Origin of the sequence: Neorhizobium sp. BETTINA12A (assembly GCF_023006485.1) — a bacterium.
Classification (GTDB): domain Bacteria; phylum Pseudomonadota; class Alphaproteobacteria; order Rhizobiales; family Rhizobiaceae; genus Neorhizobium.
In genome coordinates this window covers 13,079-33,350 of sequence record NZ_JALBGW010000043.1, presented here as the reverse complement: position 1 = coordinate 33,350, position 20,272 = coordinate 13,079, and the positions used below count along the sequence as shown (strand labels likewise).

The 20,272-nt window shown below is 61.8% G+C and carries 25 protein-coding genes; 11 read left to right on the top strand and 14 right to left on the bottom strand.

Going from position 1 to position 20,272, the window contains the following annotated elements:
- A partial coding sequence (locus tag MOV61_RS13585) for a DUF58 domain-containing protein (protein WP_247136930.1) occupies positions 1-468 on the bottom strand: 468 nt, incomplete at its 3' end.
- Between the two features lie 25 nt (positions 469-493).
- Complete coding sequence (locus MOV61_RS13580; RefSeq protein ID WP_038544267.1) at positions 494-1,507, bottom strand: MoxR family ATPase; 1,014 nt, start codon at positions 1,505-1,507, stop codon at positions 494-496.
- A gap of 250 nt (positions 1,508-1,757) precedes the next feature.
- Here MOV61_RS13580 and MOV61_RS13575 point away from each other — a divergent pair, with 250 nt between their 5' ends.
- The 3 genes from MOV61_RS13575 to MOV61_RS13565 are packed head-to-tail and all read left to right on the top strand — an operon-like array spanning position 1,758 to position 4,272.
- A complete protein-coding gene (locus tag MOV61_RS13575; protein ID WP_247136929.1) occupies positions 1,758-2,381 on the top strand; it encodes a DUF1285 domain-containing protein in 624 nt (207 codons plus the stop codon).
- Complete coding sequence (locus MOV61_RS13570) at positions 2,378-3,013, top strand: CoA pyrophosphatase (RefSeq protein WP_247136928.1); 636 nt, start codon at positions 2,378-2,380, stop codon at positions 3,011-3,013. Before MOV61_RS13575 ends, MOV61_RS13570 begins: the two co-directional genes overlap by 4 nt.
- Entirely contained in the window at positions 3,010-4,272 is a 1,263-nt protein-coding gene (locus tag MOV61_RS13565; protein ID WP_247136927.1) for a CCA tRNA nucleotidyltransferase, read from the top strand. The genes MOV61_RS13570 and MOV61_RS13565 overlap by 4 nt, the downstream gene beginning before the upstream one ends.
- A gap of 90 nt (positions 4,273-4,362) precedes the next feature.
- Here MOV61_RS13565 and MOV61_RS13560 read toward each other — a convergent pair whose 3' ends face one another.
- The 3 genes from MOV61_RS13560 to hemF form a co-directional block, all read right to left on the bottom strand.
- Positions 4,363-4,554 carry a DUF1059 domain-containing protein gene (locus tag MOV61_RS13560; RefSeq protein WP_037076377.1) on the bottom strand — a complete coding sequence of 64 codons (192 nt, stop codon included), beginning with the start codon at positions 4,552-4,554 and terminating at the stop codon, positions 4,363-4,365.
- A gap of 104 nt (positions 4,555-4,658) precedes the next feature.
- Positions 4,659-4,925, bottom strand: coding sequence for a hypothetical protein (locus tag MOV61_RS13555; protein WP_247036642.1), 267 nt, complete (start codon positions 4,923-4,925; stop codon positions 4,659-4,661).
- A gap of 127 nt (positions 4,926-5,052) precedes the next feature.
- Entirely contained in the window at positions 5,053-5,967 is a 915-nt protein-coding gene (gene hemF, locus MOV61_RS13550) for an oxygen-dependent coproporphyrinogen oxidase (protein WP_247136926.1), read from the bottom strand.
- Positions 5,968-6,142: 175 nt separating this feature from the next.
- On the opposite strand from hemF, the gene MOV61_RS13545 reads away from it, so the two are divergent.
- Positions 6,143-6,400 carry a hypothetical protein gene (locus MOV61_RS13545; protein WP_037076370.1) on the top strand — a complete coding sequence of 86 codons (258 nt, stop codon included), beginning with the start codon at positions 6,143-6,145 and terminating at the stop codon, positions 6,398-6,400.
- 9 nt (positions 6,401-6,409) lie between these two features.
- Here the strand turns inward: MOV61_RS13545 and MOV61_RS13540 are convergent, their stop codons facing one another.
- The 4 genes from MOV61_RS13540 to MOV61_RS13525 all read right to left on the bottom strand — a co-directional run bounded on the left by MOV61_RS13540 (position 6,410) and on the right by MOV61_RS13525 (position 8,404).
- On the bottom strand, positions 6,410-6,838 hold the full coding sequence (locus MOV61_RS13540; RefSeq protein WP_247136925.1) for a hypothetical protein: 429 nt from the start codon (positions 6,836-6,838) through the stop codon (positions 6,410-6,412).
- 156 nt (positions 6,839-6,994) lie between these two features.
- Entirely contained in the window at positions 6,995-7,297 is a 303-nt protein-coding gene (locus MOV61_RS13535) for an addiction module antidote protein (protein WP_038544253.1), read from the bottom strand.
- A 75-nt stretch (positions 7,298-7,372) separates the two neighbouring features.
- Complete coding sequence (gene soxR / locus MOV61_RS13530) at positions 7,373-7,852, bottom strand: redox-sensitive transcriptional activator SoxR (protein ID WP_309493808.1); 480 nt, start codon at positions 7,850-7,852, stop codon at positions 7,373-7,375.
- A gap of 66 nt (positions 7,853-7,918) precedes the next feature.
- A complete protein-coding gene (locus MOV61_RS13525) occupies positions 7,919-8,404 on the bottom strand; it encodes a tRNA (cytidine(34)-2'-O)-methyltransferase (RefSeq protein WP_247136922.1) in 486 nt (161 codons plus the stop codon).
- A 385-nt stretch (positions 8,405-8,789) separates the two neighbouring features.
- Between MOV61_RS13525 and MOV61_RS13520 the strand changes: the two genes are divergently transcribed.
- The gene (locus MOV61_RS13520; RefSeq protein WP_247136921.1) at positions 8,790-10,646 is read left to right on the top strand and encodes an ABC transporter ATP-binding protein; all 1,857 of its coding nucleotides are present in this window, start codon (positions 8,790-8,792) and stop codon (positions 10,644-10,646) included.
- 59 nt (positions 10,647-10,705) lie between these two features.
- Here MOV61_RS13520 and MOV61_RS13515 read toward each other — a convergent pair whose 3' ends face one another.
- Together MOV61_RS13515 and MOV61_RS13510 are read right to left on the bottom strand one after the other, a co-directional pair.
- Positions 10,706-10,984, bottom strand: a complete 279-nt coding sequence (locus MOV61_RS13515; RefSeq protein WP_247036628.1) for a type II toxin-antitoxin system RelE/ParE family toxin — start codon at positions 10,982-10,984, stop codon at positions 10,706-10,708.
- Positions 10,984-11,244 carry a CopG family ribbon-helix-helix protein gene (locus MOV61_RS13510; RefSeq protein ID WP_247036626.1) on the bottom strand — a complete coding sequence of 87 codons (261 nt, stop codon included), beginning with the start codon at positions 11,242-11,244 and terminating at the stop codon, positions 10,984-10,986. The genes MOV61_RS13515 and MOV61_RS13510 overlap by 1 nt, the downstream gene beginning before the upstream one ends.
- 154 nt (positions 11,245-11,398) lie before the next feature.
- Between MOV61_RS13510 and MOV61_RS13505 the strand changes: the two genes are divergently transcribed.
- Positions 11,399-13,261: an ABC transporter ATP-binding protein gene (locus MOV61_RS13505; protein ID WP_247136920.1), complete on the top strand. Its 1,863-nt coding sequence runs from the start codon at positions 11,399-11,401 to the stop codon at positions 13,259-13,261.
- A gap of 5 nt (positions 13,262-13,266) precedes the next feature.
- Here MOV61_RS13505 and MOV61_RS13500 read toward each other — a convergent pair whose 3' ends face one another.
- Complete coding sequence (locus MOV61_RS13500; RefSeq protein WP_038544243.1) at positions 13,267-14,205, bottom strand: endonuclease/exonuclease/phosphatase family protein; 939 nt, start codon at positions 14,203-14,205, stop codon at positions 13,267-13,269.
- Positions 14,206-14,596: 391 nt separating this feature from the next.
- On the opposite strand from MOV61_RS13500, the gene petA reads away from it, so the two are divergent.
- The 4 genes from petA (at position 14,597) to MOV61_RS13480 (ending at position 18,017) form a co-directional block, all read left to right on the top strand.
- Positions 14,597-15,175 carry a ubiquinol-cytochrome c reductase iron-sulfur subunit gene (gene petA / locus MOV61_RS13495; protein WP_038544239.1) on the top strand — a complete coding sequence of 193 codons (579 nt, stop codon included), beginning with the start codon at positions 14,597-14,599 and terminating at the stop codon, positions 15,173-15,175.
- Positions 15,176-15,189: 14 nt separating this feature from the next.
- Positions 15,190-16,461, top strand: a complete 1,272-nt coding sequence (locus MOV61_RS13490; protein WP_038544238.1) for a cytochrome b N-terminal domain-containing protein — start codon at positions 15,190-15,192, stop codon at positions 16,459-16,461.
- 27 nt (positions 16,462-16,488) lie between these two features.
- Complete coding sequence (locus tag MOV61_RS13485) at positions 16,489-17,364, top strand: cytochrome c1 (protein ID WP_038544236.1); 876 nt, start codon at positions 16,489-16,491, stop codon at positions 17,362-17,364.
- 113 nt (positions 17,365-17,477) lie between these two features.
- Entirely contained in the window at positions 17,478-18,017 is a 540-nt protein-coding gene (locus MOV61_RS13480; RefSeq protein ID WP_247136919.1) for an adenine phosphoribosyltransferase, read from the top strand.
- Positions 18,018-18,061: 44 nt separating this feature from the next.
- Here MOV61_RS13480 and MOV61_RS13475 read toward each other — a convergent pair whose 3' ends face one another.
- Both MOV61_RS13475 and MOV61_RS13470 read right to left on the bottom strand, forming a co-directional pair.
- The gene (locus MOV61_RS13475; protein ID WP_247136918.1) at positions 18,062-18,529 is read right to left on the bottom strand and encodes a MaoC family dehydratase; all 468 of its coding nucleotides are present in this window, start codon (positions 18,527-18,529) and stop codon (positions 18,062-18,064) included.
- Complete coding sequence (locus tag MOV61_RS13470) at positions 18,526-18,984, bottom strand: MaoC family dehydratase (RefSeq protein WP_247136917.1); 459 nt, start codon at positions 18,982-18,984, stop codon at positions 18,526-18,528. The genes MOV61_RS13475 and MOV61_RS13470 overlap by 4 nt, the downstream gene beginning before the upstream one ends.
- 173 nt (positions 18,985-19,157) lie before the next feature.
- Here MOV61_RS13470 and MOV61_RS13465 point away from each other — a divergent pair, with 173 nt between their 5' ends.
- Entirely contained in the window at positions 19,158-20,249 is a 1,092-nt protein-coding gene (locus tag MOV61_RS13465) for a hypothetical protein (protein WP_247136916.1), read from the top strand.
- Positions 20,250-20,272 lie beyond the last annotated feature (23 nt).

Genomic DNA, 20,272 nt, shown 5'->3' with positions numbered 1-20,272 from the left:
CTCGGCGGCGTTGCGGGCCGATACCGGTTCCATGATGCCGGGGCAGCCGATGCGCTCGCCGGACCGGGCAAGGATTTCGGCCAGCGCCAGCATCAGCACCAGCGCCCGGCTTTCCTTGGAAGCGATGGCAAGCGTCGACTTGTACATCATCGACGGCGACATGTCGGCCCAGAGCCAGACAGTGTGGGCGGCTTCCCATTCGCGCTCGCGGACATAGGTATGGTCGTCGCGGGCGGAGCGGCGCCAGTCGATGCGAGACAGGCTTTCACCCTCGGCATAAGGCCGGAACTGCCAGAAATTTTCGCCAACGCCGCGCTTGCGGCGACCATGCCAACCGGCGATCACCGTGTTGGCGATACGCTTGGCTTCCACCATGCAGTCCGGCACAAGGATCGCGCGGGCCTGGGCTCGGGAGAGAAGTTCGCTACTCGGTGTCTGCTCTACGATCTGGCCAATGGTGGAAGCCACGCATTATCCTTTCTAGCCGGCGGACTTAGCCGCGGGCCTGCTTCACCAGGCCGGCGATGACATCGCGCACCGACATGCCTTCGGCGCGGGCCGCAAACGTCAGCGCCATGCGGTGTTCAAGCACCGGTTCGGCAAGCGCGTAAACGTCGTCGAGCGACGGGGCCAGACGGCCTTCGTAAAGGGCGCGGGCGCGGGCCGTCAGCATCAGCGACTGGCCGGCGCGCGGGCCGGGACCCCAGGCGACGTGTTTGTCCGTATGAGCATTACCGTGGCCGGGACGGGCGGAGCGCACCAGCGACAGGATCGCATCGACCACCTTGTCGCTGACCGGCATTTGGCGGATCAGCACCTGGATTTCCTGGAGCCGCGCAGCATCAATGACGCCCCGCGCCTTGGCTTCCGAAAGGCCAGTGGTTTCGAGCAGGATCTGCCGCTCGGCGGCGAGTTCCGGATAAAGCACGTCGACCTGCAGCAGGAAGCGGTCGAGCTGGGCTTCCGGCAGCGGATAGGTGCCTTCCTGCTCCAGCGGGTTCTGGGTCGCGAGCACGTGGAAGGGGGCGGGCAGATCGTAGCGCTGGCCGGCCACCGTGATGTGGTATTCCTGCATGGACTGCAGCAGTGCTGACTGGGTGCGCGGCGAGGCGCGGTTGATTTCGTCAGCCATCAGCAGCTGAGCGAACACCGGCCCCTTGATGAAGCGGAAGGAGCGGCGGCCGCTATCGTCCGTATCCATGACTTCCGAGCCGAGAATATCCGAAGGCATCAGGTCGGGCGTGAACTGGATGCGGTTGCCGCCGAGGCCGAGCACGGTGCCGAGCGTGGTGACGAGCTTGGTCTTGGCGAGGCCAGGGACGCCGACGAGCAGCGCATGGCCGCCGGACAGGACGGCCAGCAGCGTGTTCTCGACCACCTTTTCCTGACCGAAGATCACTTTGGCGACTTCGGCGCGAATGGCGGCGATGTCGGAAAGGGCCATTTCCGCGGAGGCGATGATGGCTTTCTCATCGAGGACGGTATCGGTGGAATTCATCAGGCCCATGTCGCTCTCCATCATCCAAACTGGCGGCATCCAAACTGGCTGGCATCCAGAACCTGCTGGCACTTAGAAACCGGCTGGCTTTTCCAGGCCGGGCTCATCGATATCCCGGCGGCGAATCGCTGCGTCGCAGCATCCGGCTTATCCGATCAAACTTATTCCCCGAAATATGGCTGACAAGCACGTATTGAATGACTATCTCGTGAGGAACAATTGCTTTGATGGATGCTTACGGTCGAACCGGGACTGAAAGATGGCAGCGCAAACGATAAATTCGGCATCCGATGCCGCAGGGCTTGCGGCGCTGATCTCGCGTGCTTCCGAGCAGAGCGGCGACGGAAAGCGTGGTTTACCGCCTGTCGAGCGGTGGAATCCGCCCTTTTGCGGCGATATCGACATGGAAATCCATGCTGACGGCACATGGTTCTATATGGGCACCCCGATCGGCCGCGCACCGCTCGTGAGGCTGTTTTCGACGGTGCTGCGCAAGGATGAGGACGGTCGGACCTATCTCGTAACACCTGTGGAAAAGGTCGGCATCCGCATCGCCGACGCTCCCTTCCTTGCGGTCGAGATGCAGGTCACGCAGCGTGAGGGCCAACAGGTGCTCACGTTCAGGACAAATGTCGGTGATGTGGTGGAGGCGGGGTCGGAACATCCCTTGCGCTTCGAGATTTCGGGCGAAAACCGCGAGCTTAAACCCTATCTCCTGGTGCGCGGCCGGTTAGAGGCCCTGGTCTCCCGTGCTGTCATGTACGATCTCGTGGAACTCGGCGAGGCGATCGTGATAGACGGAGTGCCGATGTTCTCCGTCCGCTCCGGAACGGAAATCTTTCCCGTGATGCCCGAGGCCGAATTGGACGCCTTATCCCAATGAGTGAATTTCCCCTTTTTTCGGCCGGCGATTTTCGCCGCCGGGCACTGAACCAGAATGGCGGGCCGGTCGATCACGCCTGGCGCGACCATGGCGATCATCTGCTCAATCCGACGCTCGTCGATCTCGCCGCGGGACTGAAGCTCAAGGATGCCGCCGTGCTGGTGCCTGTGGTCGACGACGGCGACGAAGCCAAGGTAATCCTGACGCAGCGGACATCGACGATGCGAAAACATTCCGGCCAGATCGCCTTCCCGGGCGGCGGGATCGATCCGGAGGACCGCTCGCCGGAACAGGCGGCGTTGCGCGAGGCGGAAGAGGAAATCGGCCTCGACCGTTCCTTCGTCGAAACGCTGTCGCGACTGCCGACCTATTATGCCGCGACCGGTTTTCGGATCACGCCGGTGCTCTCGGTGGTCAGGCGCGGCTTCGAGATCACGCCCAATCCGGCCGAGGTGGACGACGTCTTCGAGGTGCCGTTATCCTTCCTGATGAACGCGGCCAACCACCAGCGCGGCAGCAGGGAATGGGACGGCACGGAGCGGCATTTCTATGTGATGCCCTACGAGGAACGAAACATCTGGGGCATTACCGCGGGCATCCTGCGCACGCTCTACGAAAGGCTTTATGCATGACGAGTGTAGCCGACGAGGCCTGGTTCCGGGACCCGGCGCTGCAGCGCATCCTGACCCTGCTCAATGCCGACGGCGGTGAGGCGCGGGTGGCGGGCGGCGCGGTGCGTAATGCACTGATGGGGCTTCCCGTCGCCGATGTCGACGTCGCCACCACGCTTGTCCCGGAAAAGGTGGTCGAGCGGGCGGTGACGGCCGGTATCAAGGCCGTGCCGACCGGTTTCGAGCACGGCACGGTGACGCTGGTCATCGGAGGCCACGGGTTCGAGGTCACCACGTTGCGCCGCGACGTCGAGACCGACGGTCGGCGGGCCAAGGTCGCCTTCGGCACCGATTGGCAGACGGATGCCGAACGACGGGACCTGACGATCAACGCACTTTATGCGGACGCTCAAGGCGAGGTGATCGACCTTGTCAACGGTCTACCGGATATCGAGACGCGCACCGTCCGCTTCATCGGCGATGCGGCCGAGCGGATTGCCGAGGACTATTTGCGCATCCTGCGCTTCTTCCGCTTCTTCGCCCATTACGGTTCCGGCCGGCCGGATGCGGATGGCCTGAGGGCCTGCGCCCGCGCCAAGGACAAGCTTTCGACGCTGTCGGCCGAACGCATCTGGGCGGAAACCAAGAAGCTGCTGTCGGCTGCCGATCCTTCCCGCGCGTTGCTGTGGATGCGGCAGGCGGGCGTGCTCACCGAAATCCTGCCGGAGACGGAAAAGTGGGGTATCGACGGCATCCACGGCCTCGTGGCGGCCGAGAAGTCGCTCGGCTGGACGGCCGATCCGATCCTGCGGCTGGCGGCGATCGTGCCGCCGGATGCCGAGAGGCTGGATGCGCTCGCGAAGCGGCTGAAGATGTCGAATGCAGAGGCTGCCAAGCTTGCGGCCTGGGCAAATGCGCCGGTGCTGCCGGACGAAGTGACGGATGTCGGGTTTGACCGGCTGCTCTACCGCCATGGTGCGGAGGGGCTGGTCATCCGGCTGAGGCTGGCCCTGGCGTCGGCGCGAACTGCGGCCGAAGGCGATCCGGCGGCGATGCGCAGATCCGCGCGGCTGTCGGTCTTGCTGAAGAGGGCTGAGGACTACGAGAAGCCGGTCTTTCCGCTCAGTGGTGCCGATATCGTCGCAGCCGGCGTGCCGGCCGGAAAACGTGTCGGCGAAATCCTGAAGGAATTGGAAGATTTCTGGGTCGAGCGCAATTTCGCTCCCGACCGGGCGGCGCTGACCGCCCGGCTGGAGGATATGATCCGCAGATCACTCTGACATCAGGCGTATCGCCGCTCTGACATCGGGTGTTTCGAAATCAGATACAGCCACTCCGATGCGGATGACCGACTTCGGTCGCGCCGGGCGTCAGGCCGCCGCCGCTCCGTTTTCGTCGCGAATGCGTGCCTTGATGTTCTCGACCATGTTTTCGCGGATGATCTCTTCGCCATGGACAGTGCGAAGATGTTCCACGGCGCGGCGAACCACTTCGGCGTCTTCATCGGCCCGGGTATGCCATTGGCAACCGGGGACGAGCGTACCGCATTCGAACAGTCGCATGATACTTCCTCCTATTGTCGTCGGACTGGAGGCGGGCGGACAGCTCCTCATATCCGCCGGCCCCAATCCCGATAACTCGAAAGCGACGACGCTGTTCCCGATGCCTATTCGGAAAACGCCCAGGCGTGGAAAACGGAAGCCTCTTCCTTACCCTTTTCCCGCGCCGTCTCGGTGTTGGCGGCCGACATGGCAACCGACTTGCCGGCAAGCTGGCGCCTTACCTGGTCCACATAAAAGGAATGGGGGAGTTCTCCGCCAGTTCTCGCGCGCATCTCCGTCGCGAGGCGGTCGATCATTTCAGCGGTATCAAGGGAACGGGAGTCCCTGTCCTTAGACGCTTCCGGCATGGGCATGCTATTCGGTGCCATCATGGCGATCCTCCTCCGGTACAACCAAAGGGACGCTACCACCATCGCGCTGATTCCGATATCGCATTTGTTAAGGATGAGATATTAGGGCCGGTTTATACCCGATATCGTTAACTTTGTGGTTCTCGATCTAAGGCCACCTTACAACCGGAGGCAGTGACGAGAGGATGGACTCGACATTGCCGCCGGTCTTTAACCCGAAAATAGTGCCACGGTCGTAGAGCAGGTTGAACTCGACATAGCGGCCGCGACGGATCAGCTGTTCGTCGCGATCATGTTCCGTCCAGGGCTTGTTGAAGTTGGCCCGGACGATCCGCGGATAGACGAGGTTGAAGGCGCGTCCGACATCCTGCACAAACGCGAAATCCGCATCCCAGCCGCCTTTTTCCGCGACCGGATGCAGCCAGTCGAAGAAAATGCCGCCGACGCCGCGCGGTTCGTTGCGGTGCTTCAGGAAAAAATAGTCGTCACACCAGGCCTTGTAGCGATCGTAGTCGGCGACCGCCTCGTGGCGTTTACAGGTGATTTCCATGACCCGGTGGAAGAGGGTGGTGTCCGGATCGTCCTGGGTGCGGCGCCGGTCGAGGACCGGGGTAAGATCCGCGCCGCCGCCGAACCACTGGCTCGACGTCACCACCATGCGGGTATTCATGTGGACGGTCGGCACATTGGGATTGATCGGATGTGCGATCAACGAAATGCCCGACGCCCAGAAGCGTGGGTCTTCCTCGGCACCCGGCATCTGGCTGCGGAAATCAGCGGAAAATTCGCCGTGGACGGTCGATGTGTGGACGCCGACCTTCTCGAAGACGCGGCCTTCCATCATCGACATTCGTCCGCCGCCGCCCGCTCCGCCATCGCGCAGCCAGTCCTTGGGTTTGAAGCGGCCGGGCTCCTGATCCGAGAGGGGGCCGGTCAGCTCGGCCTCGAGGCCTTCCAGCGACGCGCAGATCGTGTCGCGCAGGCTCTCGAACCAGGCTTTCGCAGCCACCTTCTTGTCTTCGATGTCCTCGGGCAGCCCCTTGGGCAGTACCGGCCGTTCCATATCTCTATTCCTCTCGCCATCCCCTTGGCGCGACTCGCATTTTTCCGATCGGGAATTAGCATTTCTGGCTTTCGCGAACCATTCCATCGATTGTCGCGGGTGGAAAATGAGACTCGCAAAGCGTGTCGCCCGGCACTATCTTTACCGCATAAACAGGTGCTGATCAGAGGCTTTCATGGCAAAGTTCACACCCCCGCCGCTCGACGGGCTGAAACGCAGGATCGACCGCCACCGGCAGGAAAAAGCCGGTGAGCGCCAGGGCATGTTCGTGCGGCAGACATTTCAGCTCTCACGCGAAGAAGCGCGCGAAAAGGCGCGCGAGTGGTTTCACGAATTTCCGAAGGCCGCCTATTGGACCGAAGTGGAAAGCTGGCGCCAGCTCGAAGGCGACCAGATCGAATTCACGATGCGACGGCTGCCGACCGCGGATTGATCCGATCCATTATTGCGGATCTTCGTAGGTGTAGAGCGCGCACATTTCGGCGCTGCTCTTCGGTGGATTTCGCCCCGTAAACACGGCGATCGCCGACATTCCCTTGCCGGACGCCCAGTTGGCGACATAGGTCACGTCGCCCGATCCGCAGAGCTGATTACCGTTTTCAAGTTCCGGATCGGCCGGTTTCGCGACGCGATAGACCGATGCCGGCACACGTCTGCCATCCACCCGGAAATTATCGGCAACGAGGTCGGAGAATTCGAGGGATTCTTCGTTCTCGAAGGTGATGCTGAAATCGTCCAGCCAGACATCGCCGGTGACGCTCATCGCCGTCTTGCTGACCGCAGTATAATGCTCGGCCTCCTGGGCGTGGACGGGCGAGGCCAGCAGGGCAAGTGCGGCAACGGTCATCTTGTAGCAAAGCAGATTGCGCATCTCGGTCCTTGATGGCTTGGGCTGGGAAGAAGAAGCTCGATTGCGGAAACATATGCGATCCCCGATGTTTGGCCCATGGGCTTCGATCGATTTGACATGTGTTTTTCAAAAGATGCTAAACGGGGGGGCGGACCATCCGTCAGATGCCGATAGCGCTTAGGCGGCATCCTCCGCCTTGACGAGAACCGGGGTGAGTTCGAGGCCGAGGGCTTTCATCACCTTCAGGATCGTCGCGAATTCCGGATTTCCTTCGCCGCTCAGGGCAGTATAGAGCGCCTTTCGGTTCACTCCGACATCGCGGGCGAGTTTGGTCATGCCCCGCGCCCGCGCGACGATGCCGAGAGATCTCGCGATGAAGGCGGCGTCGCCCTCTTCGAATGCTGCCTTCATGAACTCTTCGATGCCCTCTTCGGTATCCAAATGTTCAGCGATGTCGAACGGATGCGTTTCCAAAGCCATCGGTCGTCCTTCCATTTCCGGAGGCGTTGTTCAGCAGGGTGTGACGCTCAGTTTAGAATAGGCCTATCCGTGCAATCAATCCGCATCCACCTCTTCATCCGCTTCCAGCAAGATCGGCCCCGCACCCTTTTCGCCGAGCATGTCCAGTGGGTTCCTGAGCGGGCAGTCCTCCATCGACAGGCAGCCGCAGCCGATGCAGCCGGTCAGGTGGTCGCGGAGCGCCGTGAGGCTGGCGATCCTGTCGTCGAGCTGGCGTTTCCAGGTTTCCGATAGACGCCGCCAGTCCTTTGCCGTCAGCGGCCGGTCGTGCGGCAGGACGGAGAGCGCTTCGGCGATATCGGCAAGCGGTATGCCGGTCTTCTGGGCCACCTTGATGACCGCGACCCGGCGCAGCACGACGCGCGGATAACGGCGCTGGTTGCCACGGTTGCGGCGGCTCTGGATCAGTCCCTTGGTCTCGTAGAAATGCAGGGTCGAGACCGCCACGCCGCTGCGTGTCGCCACTTCGCCGACCGTCAGTTCCAGCTCCAGCCTGGCGCCCGGATTTTTCTTCATCATTGCTGTTGACCTCAATATTACTTGAGGTTCTATAGCATAGGCTTCCTGAAAGAAAACCGGAGCCTAAGTCAATGAAGAAGGAAAACCCGTCTGCCGCAGCGCCTCGCCTGATATCATCGCCGCCGACATGGCGACGTTGATGGAGCGCTGGCCTTCGACCATGGGGATGAGGATGCGGGCGTCGGCTGCGTCATGCACATTGTCCGGCACGCCGGCGCTTTCGCGGCCGAAGAGCAGGATATCATCCGGCTGGAATTCGAAGCGGGTATAGGGCAGGGCGGCCTTGGTGGAGGCAAGCACGACGCGCCGGCTGTTCGCCTTGCGCCATTCGTCGAAGCGCTGCCAGTTGACGTGGCGGGCGAGCGTGACGTCCGCCAGATAGTCCATGCCGGAGCGCTTCAGGTTCCGGTCGGAAATGTCGAAACCGGCCGGTTCGATGATGTCGACGGAAAGACCGAGGCAGGCGGCGAGCCGGAGGATCGTGCCGGTATTGCCGGGGATGTCCGGCTGGTAAAGGGCGATGCGAAGGCTGGGGAAGATGTCGCTCATATATCGTCCTTAAGCGAAGCCGGTGCCTGATCTCAAGCCCTATTCGGTGCAAGGCAGGGCTGTGACGATCGGGCAACAGGAAATTCTAGGATGAGTGGGCTGCTTCGATTTGCCCTTTTCAATTCCTGCGCGAGCGGCTAAAAGGCGAGCGTAACTCAACGCCAACACAAGGAGGCCCACATGGATATGACCGTGCTCACGCGCCTCCGCTGCCGGATTTCCATTTTTCTGGCCTAGGCGTTTCGCGGTTTCACGCAAACCTTTCCCTCTCTGATCCGTTACGCGGCCGGCATTCGGCCGCGCCATACTGAATTTTCGCCGTCAGGCCCTTGGCTCGCACCATGCGCGGCAAAGGGGACGGCAATCCGACTTGCGGAGCTATTTCATGTTCTCGTGGTTCGAACGGCGTGTTGATCCTTACCCGGACGAAGCGCCCTCACTGCCGCCCGCCGGCCTTGCGGCCTTCCTGTGGCACTATACCAAGCCGGTCTGGCCGTGGGTCGTCATCATGTCGACCTGTACGATGCTGATCGCGGTCGGCGAAGTGGCGCTGTTTCAGTTCCTCGGCGATATCGTCGACTGGCTGACCAATGCCGATCGGGCGACCTTCCTTGAAAGCGAGGGGCCGAAACTGTTCTTCATGGCCTTCGTGGTGCTGATCGGATTGCCGGCGGTCGCGACGCTCAATTCGCTGATCATGCATCAGATCCTGATGGGTAATTTCCCGATGATCGCCCGCTGGCAGATGCATCGGTTCCTGCTCAGGCACTCGATGACGTTCTTCGCCAACGAGTTTGCCGGCCGCGTCTCGACCAAGGTGATGCAGACCTCGCTCGCCATCCGTGAAACGGTGATGAAGGTGCTCGACGTGTTCGTCTACGTCTTCACCTATTTCATCTCGATGATCGCCATCGTCGCGGCGGCGGATCTGCGCCTTGCGGTGCCGCTCGTCCTCTGGATCGTCTGCTACTCGATGACAGTCGCCTATTACGTGCCGCGTCTGAGGAAGATTTCGGCGGAACAGGCGGATGCGCGTTCGATGATGACCGGTCGCGTGGTGGACAGCTATACGAACATCGCCACCGTCAAGCTTTTCTCGCATGCGGGAAGGGAAGAGGCCTATGCGCAGGACGCGATGGATATCTTCCTGAAAACCGTCCATGCGCAGATGCGCAAGGTGACGGGTTTCCAGGCGCTGGTCTATTTCTACAACTGCGTGGCGCTGTTTACCGTCGGCGCGTTGTCGATCTGGTTCTGGCTCGATGGTGTCATCTCGATCGGGGCGATCGCCATCGCCATCGGCCTTGCGATGCGTATCAACGGCATGTCGCAATGGGTGATGTGGGAAGTCTCTGCGCTCTTTGAAAACATCGGCACCGTCTATGACGGCATGTCGATGATGACAAAGGCGCATGACGTGGTGGACCGGAATGGCGCTTCGGCGCTGACGGCTAAAAAAGGCCATATCCGCTACGACAACGTCCACTTCCACTATGGCAAGGGCAAGGGCGTTATCGAAGGCCTGACGCTCGATATCCCGGCCGGGCAGAAGATCGGTCTGGTCGGCCGCTCCGGCGCCGGCAAGACGACGCTGATGAACCTGCTGTTGCGCTTCTACGATCTGGAGGGCGGCCGCATCACCATCGATGGCCAGGACATATCGACCGTGACGCAGGACAGCCTGCGTTCGCTGATCGGCGTGGTCACCCAGGATACCTCGCTGCTGCACCGCTCGATCCGCGACAACATCGCCTACGGCAAGCCGGACGCGACCGATGCGGACATCATCGAGGCGGCAAAGCGGGCAAACGCCTGGGAGTTCATCGACGGACTTGCCGACATGCAGGGACGCAAGGGTCTCGACGCGCATGTGGGCGAACGCGGCGTGAAGCTTTCCGGCGGGCAGCGGCAGCGCATCGCGATCGCCCGCGTCTTCCTGAAGGACGCGCCGATCCTGGTGCTCGACGAGGCGACTTCGGCGCTCGATAGTGAAGTCGAAGCGGCGATCCAGGAGAACCTGTTCGCGCTGATGGAGGGCAAGACAGTGATTGCGATTGCGCACCGCCTGTCGACGCTCACCGAAATGGACCGGCTGATCGTGCTCGATCGCGGCCGGATCGTCGAGGCCGGCACCCATCGCGAACTCGCCCGGAGCGGCGGCATCTATGCCGACCTCTGGAACCGCCAGTCCGGCGGCTTCATCGGCCATGACGACGTGATCGAGGAAGAGGCGGCGGAGTAATCTCCGCCGTCGCCCCTTCTCGCTCTAAGGTCGTATTCCAGGGCATGCTTCCGCAGAATTCAGATTCGGTTTTCGCGGGTGTGCCAGATACGGAGGAGAAAGATCGTCTCGCCCTGGATCTCGTATCTCAACTCGTAACCACCAATCAAAAGTCGTCGGATTTCACGCGGTGCGAACTCATCCAGCTTTTCACCTAGCCGCGGATGCTGGATGAGTTTCTTGGGTGCTGCAGCCAGGTTTTGAGCCGTGCGCGCCGCCGCGGGTGCGTTCACCGCAGCCAGAAAATCATGAAGGCGGTTGAGATCGGACACCGCTTTTGACGACCACTTCAGTTCCATTAAAGGGGACGGGGCAGGGGCTTGTCAGCACCCAGGCTGGCAACCCACTTTTCGACCTCTTCCTGATCGACCACGTTTCCCGCATCGACGTCCGCCATTGCCTCCAGCGTCAGCCGCCGCCGCTCCTCTTCGAGCTCGATCCAGCTGGCGAGTGCCTGCTTGACGATCCAGCCCCTTGAACGTTCCAGGCGGGTTGCCAGTTCGTCCACTTTCTCAGCCAGCTGAACCGGCACATGTGTCGTCAGAACGCGGGTTTCCATAGGAACTCCTTTGGGACAAATCATAATGATTGATTCTGATTATGTCCAATGGGCGCGAAGGTCCGCCCGGCAGGCCTTCCACATTAAGAAAATGTAAGCCGCGGCCCGGCCGCTTTCGCTTTGCCGGCGATCAGAATCCGCCTATATCCGGTCCATGTTGAAACCGGTCTTCCGCATCTTCGAAAGCTTTATCAAGCCGTTTGCGAGGCGGGACGACCTGAAACCGCCTGTGGGCCTGATCGGCTTCGTCTGGTTCTATGTCAGCCAGGCCAAGCTTCCCTTCTTCGCCATGCTGGTGCTTGGCGGTCTTGCCGCCGGCGTCGAGGCGGCGATGTTCTGGTATGTCGGTCGCCTGGTCGATATCCTCGACACGACGAAGCCCGCCGACGGATGGTCGGGACTTTTGGCCAACCATGGCACCGAGCTGGTGGTCATGGCGCTGGTGGTCGGCATCGGCCGCTTCCTGATCGGGCTGATGACGGCGCTGGTCGACCAGCAGATCATCACGCCCGGTTTCTACAACCTGGTGCGCTGGCAGTCGTACATCCATGTGTCGCGCCAGTCGCTATCCTTTTTCCAGAACGATTTCTCCGGCCGTATCGTTACGAAAGTCTGGTCGGCGGGGCAGGCGACTGGTGACGTGCTGACTTCCTTCATGGAAAGCGTCTGGTTCGTCGGCATCTATTCCGTTTCGACCATCGCGCTGGTCGCAGGGCTCGACTGGCGGCTCGCCGTGGTGGTCGTCGCATGGCTTGCGATCTTCGCGCTGCTCGCCCGCCATTACGTGCCGCGCATCCGCGAACACTCCAAGGCCTCGGCCGAGGCCGGGTCGATGATCAGCGGCCGCATGGTCGACGCCTATTCGAACATCCAGACGCTCCGGCTGTTCGGCCGCGACGAGGCCAACGACCGCTATATGCTCTCCGGTTTCGAGAGCTTCCAGGCGACGATCATCGCGTTCACCCGACTGCTCACCAGCGTGCGCGCCTCGATGGCCTTCCTCTCCGGCACGATGATCGTCACCATGGCGGCGATGAGCGTGCATCTCTGGCTCTCCGGCCTGATCTCATCGGGTGCGGTCGCCTTCACGATGGCGCTGATGCTGCGGCTGAATTTCCTGCTCGGCAGGCTGATGACGCAGCTCAACGGGATCATGCGCAATATCGGCACGATCCAGAATTCGGCCGAGCTGATCTCGCAGCCGATCGGGCTGGTGGATGCGCCGGATGCAACGCAGCTGGTGGTAAAACGCCCGGAAATCCGTTTCGAGAATGTCAGCTTCCATTATGGCAAGGCGAAGGGCGTCATCGACAATCTGTCGCTCACCATCCGGCCGGGCGAGAAGCTCGGCATCGTCGGGCGTTCCGGCGCCGGCAAGTCGACCCTCGTCAACCTGCTCCTGCGGTTTTACGATCTCGAAGGCGGCCGGATCCTGATCGATGGGCAGGATATCGCCAAGGCGACGCAGGAATCATTGCGGGGCCAGATCGGCATGGTGACCCAGGATACCTCGCTGCTGCACCGGTCGATCCGCGACAATATCCTGTTCGGCCGGCCGGATGCGACCGAGGCACAGCTTGTCGAGGCGGCGCGCAAGGCTGAAGCCGACACGTTCATCGCGGCTCTCGAAGACCAGCGCGGCCGCAAGGGGTTCGACGCGCATGTGGGTGAACGCGGCGTCAAGCTTTCCGGCGGCCAGCGCCAGCGTGTCGCGATCGCCCGCGTGATGATCAAGGATGCGCCGATCCTGGTGCTCGACGAGGCGACCTCGGCGCTTGATTCTGAGGTCGAAGCGGCGATCCAGTCGAACCTGGAGCGGCTGATGCAGGGCAAGACCGTGCTCGCCATCGCCCACCGGCTTTCGACCATCGCAGCCCTCGACCGCCTCATCGTCATGGATCAGGGCCGGATCATCGAGGACGGCACGCACAACGAACTGATCGCGCGGCGAGGGCTCTATTCGGAGCTCTGGGCGCGCCAATCCGGCGGCTTCCTGGCGGCGGATGCCGCCCAGTAATAGGCTCACTGTCCGGTGATGGCGATCTCGGCGATCAGCCCGTAGTGGTTCGAGCCGTGTGCATCGGCAATGCGGGTCAGGGACTTTATCTTGAGCGGCGCCCGCGCATAGACGTGGTCGATCGGCAGGCCGAACGCGCCTGCCCGGATCGGCCAGGTGGCGGGTTCGAATGGGGCGGTGGCCAGATCGGTATTGTTCAGGAACCGGCGCATGTTGGGCGCGAGGCTCGAGGCATTGAAATCGCCGGAGAGGAGCAGGGGGCCGCTTGTTTCCGAGATCGCCAGTGCGGCGCGGTCGAGTTCCAGCGAGTGGAAATTGTCGAAATAGGGCTTGGTCGTATGCATGCCGACGAAATTGATCGGCCGGCCGGCGACGGTCACTTTCGCAAGGATGAAGCGATCCGGGAAGATGTCGCTTAGAGACTGGACCATCGGCGCCTCGATCGGCACCTTGGAAAGCATCAGCTGGTCGCAATCTTCGATCAGCACTCCACAGCCGACCCGGTAGGGATAGGTCTTCGCCAGCTCATTCATATAGACCCTGAGCGGTGCTGCTTCCATGATGTTGACGAGGTCGGCGCCGGAAGATCGGATGGTCTCGACGATGTCTTCGGCTTGGTCGAAGTTGTCGTTGAGGATGTTGAAGGACATCAGCTTGAAGGTCGGCGCATTGGCATCCGCCGACGTCATCGGGGCCGCGAAACCGCGGCTCATCAGCACGGCGTGGCCGGCGAAGAGCAGCGAGACTGCGAACAGCAGCCAAACGACGAAGTGGCGCTTGATGAGCAGCGCAACGGCCACGGCCGCCACGCAGACCGCCGCCGCGTGCAGCTGCAGGCTGTAAAGCGTTCCCAAAATCCAGTGAGGGTGTACGTAACGCGTCCCGATCGCCATCAGTACGAGCGACACGATGACGCAGATGGCAACCGATAGTGTTTGTCTCATTCGGGTATGTCCGGGACGGCCGCCTTCTGTCGTGCGGTTGGACTAACATGAGGCCGGTTTTGTTGCAATGCGGCACGCGGCAAGGGAGTTAACGGGAAGCGCGCATCTTCCGCCATTTTCTTGAAAAAGGCCTGATTTTTCCGGGCCGAGCAGGCCTTGCCGCGCCATGTTCGGCGGCCCTGTGTTCTGCCCGACACGCCGCCCCGGAACCCTTCGGGTTTTCCCGCGACAAACTGGTCGCAGCCCCTTGCCAAGGCTGGACATATTTTGCGATCAAGCATAGAACGCGCCGGATTGCTGGGGAATCTATGGTCGAATTGTGTTCAGCCGAGATTCGCCGGGACGGGGGCAGGGCGGTTTCCGCGAATTGCGTGAGAAGGATGATTGAGCCGTGAGCGAGCACGACACACATAGCGAAATACCGGGCGAGCCCACTCGCCGTGATTTCCTTTACCTGACGACCGGTATGGCCGGCGCCGTCGGCGCTGTTTCCGTTGCATGGCCCTTCATCGACCAGATGCGTCCGGATGCTTCGACGCTGGCGCTCGCCTCGATCGAGGTCAATGTCGCCGCTCTCCAGCCGGGCATGTCGCTGACTGTCAAGTGGCGCGGCAAGCCGGTATTCATCCGCAACCGCACCCCGGAAGAAATCAAGGCTGCCGCCGACGTGCCGATGGCCGCGCTCAAGGATCCGGTCGCCCGCAACGCCAACCTGGCGCCAGATGCGAAGGCGACCGGCATCGACCGCTCGGGCGGCGCCGGCAAGGAAAACTGGATCGTGATGATCGGCTCCTGCACCCATCTCGGCTGCGTGCCGCTCGGCCAGTCCGGCGAATACAATGGATGGTTCTGTCCGTGCCACGGGTCGGTCTACGATACGGCTGGCCGTATCCGCAAAGGTCCGGCTCCGGAGAACCTCGCCATTCCGACTTTCAGTTTTAAGTCCGATACAGTTATCCAGATCGGGTGAGGGGATAAATACCTATGAGCGGTCATTCCACATACCAGCCATCGACCGGCATCGAGAAGTGGATCGATTCGCGGCTTCCGCTGCCGCGCATGATCCATGACAGCTTCATCTCCTACCCCGTTCCGCGCAATCTGAACTATGCCTATACCTTCGGCGCCATGCTGGCGGTGATGCTGATCGTCCAGATCATCACCGGCGTCGTGCTCGCCATGCACTATGTGGCGTCGACCGGCGCTGCCTTCGACTCGGTCGAAAAGATCATGCGCGACGTCAACCACGGCTGGCTGCTGCGCTACATGCATGCCAATGGCGCGTCGTTCTTCTTCGTTGCCGTCTATCTCCACATCGCGCGCGGCCTCTATTACGGTTCGTACAAGGCGCCCCGCGAAATCCTCTGGATCCTCGGCGTGGTGATCTACCTCCTGATGATGGCGACCGGCTTCATGGGCTACGTCCTGCCCTGGGGTCAGATGTCCTTCTGGGGCGCGACCGTCATCACCGGCTTCTTCTCGGCCTTCCCGCTGGTCGGCGAATGGATCCAGCAGTTCCTGCTCGGTGGTTTTGCCGTCGATCAGCCGACGCTGAACCGCTTCTTCTCGCTGCACTACCTGCTGCCCTTCATGATCGCCGGCGTCGTCGTGCTGCACATCTGGGCGCTGCATGTCACCGGCCAGACCAATCCGACCGGCGTCGAAGTCAAGACCAAGACCGATACCGTCGCCTTCACGCCCTATGCGACGATGAAGGATGCGCTCGGCGTCTCCGTGTTCCTGATCGTCTACGCGTGGTTCATCTTCTACATGCCGAACTTCCTCGGCCATCCGGACAACTACATTCCGGCTGACGCCCTGAAGACGCCGGCTCACATCGTTCCGGAATGGTATTATCTGCCCTTCTACGCAATGCTGCGCGCCATCACCTTCAATGTCGGTCCGATCGACTCCAAGCTCGGCGGCGTTCTGGTGATGTTCGGTTCGATCATCATCCTGTTCTTCCTGCCCTGGCTCGACACCTCGAAGGTTCGCTCCGCCGTCTACCGTCCCTGGTACCAGGTGTTCTTCTGGCTGTTCGTCGCCAATGCCATCATGCTCGGCTGGCTTGGCTCGCAGCCGGCGGAAGGCATCTTCACGACGCTCTCGCAGCTCGGCACGGTCTACTACTTCGGCTTCTTCCTCGTGATCATGCCGCTGCTCGGCCTGTTCGAAACGCCGAGGCGCATTCCGAACTCCATCACGGAAGCAGTTCTTGAAAAAAAGAACGGCAAATCCGCCGAAGCCCGCGCCTGACGCCTGCGACCGAGAGGGATTAGAATTATGAAAAAGCTTGTTACGAGCCTCGTCTCGCTGGCCTTCCTGGCGGGAATGGGCGTTGCCTCGGCCGTGGCGCAGGAAAATCACGCTGCGGCCCCGGCCGCAGAACATTCGGAAACGCCGCATTTTCCGATCAACCATCCCAAGGAAACCGATTGGAGCTTTGCCGGTCCTTTCGGTCACTACGACAAGGGCCAGTTGCAGCGCGGCCTGAAGATCTACACGGAAGTCTGTTCCGCCTGCCATTCGATGCGCCTCGTTTCCTTCCGCACGCTGGAAGGTCTCGGTTACTCGGAAGCGCAGGTGAAGGCGTTCGCGGCCAACTACAAGGTCCAGGACGGCCCGAACGACGAGGGCGAGATGTTCGAACGCACCGCCGTTCCGTCCGACTACTTTCCGTCGCCATTCCCGAACACCCAGGCTGCTGCTGCCGCCAACAACGGCGCCGCACCGCCGGACATGTCGCTGCTCGCCAAGGCGCGCGGCGTGACCCGCGGCTTCCCGCAGTTCATCTGGGACATGTTCACTCAGTACCAGCAGGGCGGCCCTGACTATATCCATTCGCTGCTGACCGGTTACCAGGAGCCGCCGGCCGGCGTCCAGGTTCCTCCGGGCGGCCACTACAATCCGTATTTCTCCGCCGCCGCTTCGCTCGCCATGGCGCCGCCGCTCAGCGCCGACCAGGTGACCTACGAGGACGGTACGCCGCAGACGGTCGACCAGTATGCCAAGGATGTCGCCGCCTTCCTGATGTGGGCCGCCGAGCCGCACCTCGAAGAGCGCAAGCGCACCGGCTTCATGGTGATGATCTTCCTTCTGATCTTCACCGGCCTGATCTACCTGACCAAGAAGTCGGTCTATGCCAGCAAGGAACACTGAGGTTTTCACCTCGTGATCTGAAAAAAGGCGGCCTCCGGGCTGCCTTTTTTGTTGGGAGGAGAGCCATCCGTTGATAGGCTCGTCCTCCTTCTGCCGCCAAACATGTGGGTCATATGTCCTCCAAAAACGCTCTCTCCGCTGCCATTCGCTCCATCCCGGATTATCCGAAACCGGGCATCATCTTCCGCGACATCACCACGCTGCTCGGCGATGCCGTCGCCTTCAGGCAGGCAGTGGATGAGCTGGTGGCGCCCTATACGGGCCTTGGCATCGACAAGATCGCCGGCATCGAGGCCCGCGGCTTCATCCTCGGCGGCGCGCTGGCGCATCAGCTGAAGGCCGGTTTCGTGCCGATCCGCAAGAAGGGCAAGCTGCCGCACCAGACGGTGCGCATGGCCTACAGCCTCGAATACGGCACCGACGAGATGGAGATCCACGTGGATGCGGTAAAGGCCGGCGAGAAAGTGATCCTCACCGACGACCTGATTGCGACAGGCGGCACCGCGGAAGGTGCCGTGAAGCTGTTGCGCCAGCTCGGGGCCGAGATCGTCTCGGCCTGCTTCGTCATCGATCTGCCGGATCTCGGCGGACGCAGGAAGCTCGAAGAACTCGGTGTCGAGGTCAGAACGCTGGTCGAGTTTTCAGGCCATTGATAGGCCGCCGCCGCGAAGACTGATCCGGGTGAGGGGCAAATCCCTCACGCGAATTCCAGCACCGTGCCTTCGTAGCGCATCACCACGTCGCCATGCTGGTTCACGCCGTCACAGACTGTCATGTTGATCCAGGTGCCGGGACGCGAGGCGAGCGAGCGGCTCTCGGTCAGCGCGACGGAATAGGTGATGCTGTCACCGGCATAGACCGGTTTCAGCCATTGCAGCTTCCTGAAGCCGGCTGAAGGCCCGAGCTTCGGGGCTGTGATGCCCTCGCTTTCGAGCCGCGCCACCTCGGCTTTCCAGTAGGCGATATAGGTTTTCATCCAGCCGGCGCAGGTGTGCCACCCGGAAGCGCAGAGAGCGCCGAAAACGTAGTTTTTGGCGGCTTCCGCATCCACGTGAAAGGGCTGCGGGTCGAATTTCCGGGCGTAGCGGACAATGTCCTCGGCGGTGAAGAGAAGCGTCCCGGTGATGACCTTCCTGCCGGGCGGGGAAAGCTCGATCAGCCTCATGCGGCATTCTCCTCGGCGTCGCGCAGCCGCATCATGATCGGGTTCTCGCCGCGCATGACGATCTCGCCGCGCTGGTTCTCCACCTCGTGCAGGAATTTCACCATGCCGATGCCCGGGCGGGAGCGAAGGGTGCGGGATTCGAGCACGGTCGAGCGGCCGGACAGCATGTCGCCGGCCAGAACCGGCCGTTTCCATTCCATGAACTCGATGCCGGGTGAACCCTCCGACGACGAGCTTGACAGCCAGCCGTCGTACATCATCCGCATGAACATGCTCGCCGTATGCCAGCCTGACGCAGACAAGCCGCCGAGGATGCTCGCCTTGCCGGCTTCTTCGTCGATATGCATTGGCTGCGGATCGAACTCCGCGGCGAATTCGACGATCTCGTCAGCCGTCACCAGCTTGGAGGCCAGGGGCAAGGATCGGCCCGGAGGAAAGTCCTCGAAATAAAGCATTGGCACTGCCTTTGGTCGTTCTGAAAGCGGCGCCACATTAGAAAATGATGGGCGGTGTAACAATCTCTTTTCAGCATGATTTTTAAGGCCGGCAAAACGGCGAAACGCTACTGTGTTTTCAGGGAAATCATGCTCATGTGCCGGAGTGATGGACGCTTAATCGGGACGGATGCATGGCCACTCTCAGGCAGATATTGGACAAGGCCGCCGCCGCGGGCCTGATCGCGGCGAGCCAGGTGCGCGGCCTCGAGGCTCATCTCGCGCAGCATGGCGTGCGGGCGGATATCGCTGTCCCGGAGCCACAAGGTGTCATCGAGAGCGATATCGTCGATACGGAGGTGCCGCGTTTCATCCGCGGTTTTCACGACGTGCTGATCACCATCGGCGTGCTGATCGTCATGGCCGGCATCTGGGGGATCGGCTCGGTCCTCGCGCTGCTGCCGCTGATCATCGTGCTGGCGGAAATCCTGGTGGTGCGCCAGCGGCTGGCGCTGCCGGCGGTGGTGCTGAGCCTTGCCACAGTTGTCTGGACCGTGTTCACGACGATGGCGGTGCTCGACGGGCTGGATATTCACCCGACCGGCGTCGGCTCGATCCTGCTGGTCCTGTTGCCCCTTCCGGCGGTCATGGGCCTGTTCTACTGGCGCTACCGCATTCCGATCGCCCTTGCGGCTCTGCTGCTTTCGGCCTTTGCCCTCGCTCTGACTGTTGTCATCTATCTTCTCGGCCGGGCCTCCGGCACCGGCGACTTTGTCGAGAGCTTCCCGCTGCTATCGTCGGCCATCTTCTTCCTGTCGGCGGTCGGGCTGTTTTCGGTGGCGATGGGCTACGACCTTTCCGATCCGTTGCGGGTGACGCGGCGGTCGGATATCGCGTTCTGGATCCATCTCGCCGCGGCGCCGGCGCTGCTTTACGCGATGCTCTCCTTCGTTTTTCTGCGGAAGGGAACCGGGCTTCTATCGCCCGACCGCTTCGGCGCCTATGACAATGCCGGGCAGGTTCTGGTGATCGTCATCTTGCTGATGACGATCGGTCTGATCATCGACCGCCGCGCTTTCGTGACCTCGGGTCTGGTCTCGCTGATCGCCGCGGTTGTCAGCATTCTTGCAAAGGGCGATCTCGGCGGCGGCAGCGCCGTCTTCGTCGCGCTGCTGGTGGTCGGCTCGGTGGTGCTGGTGATCGGTGTCGGCTGGCCGCAATTGCGGCGGCTGGCGGTCGGCATTCTTCCGGACACGCTGAAAACAAAACTGCCGCCACTCAGGTGAGGGCGGCAGCTAAAGGTTCCGCA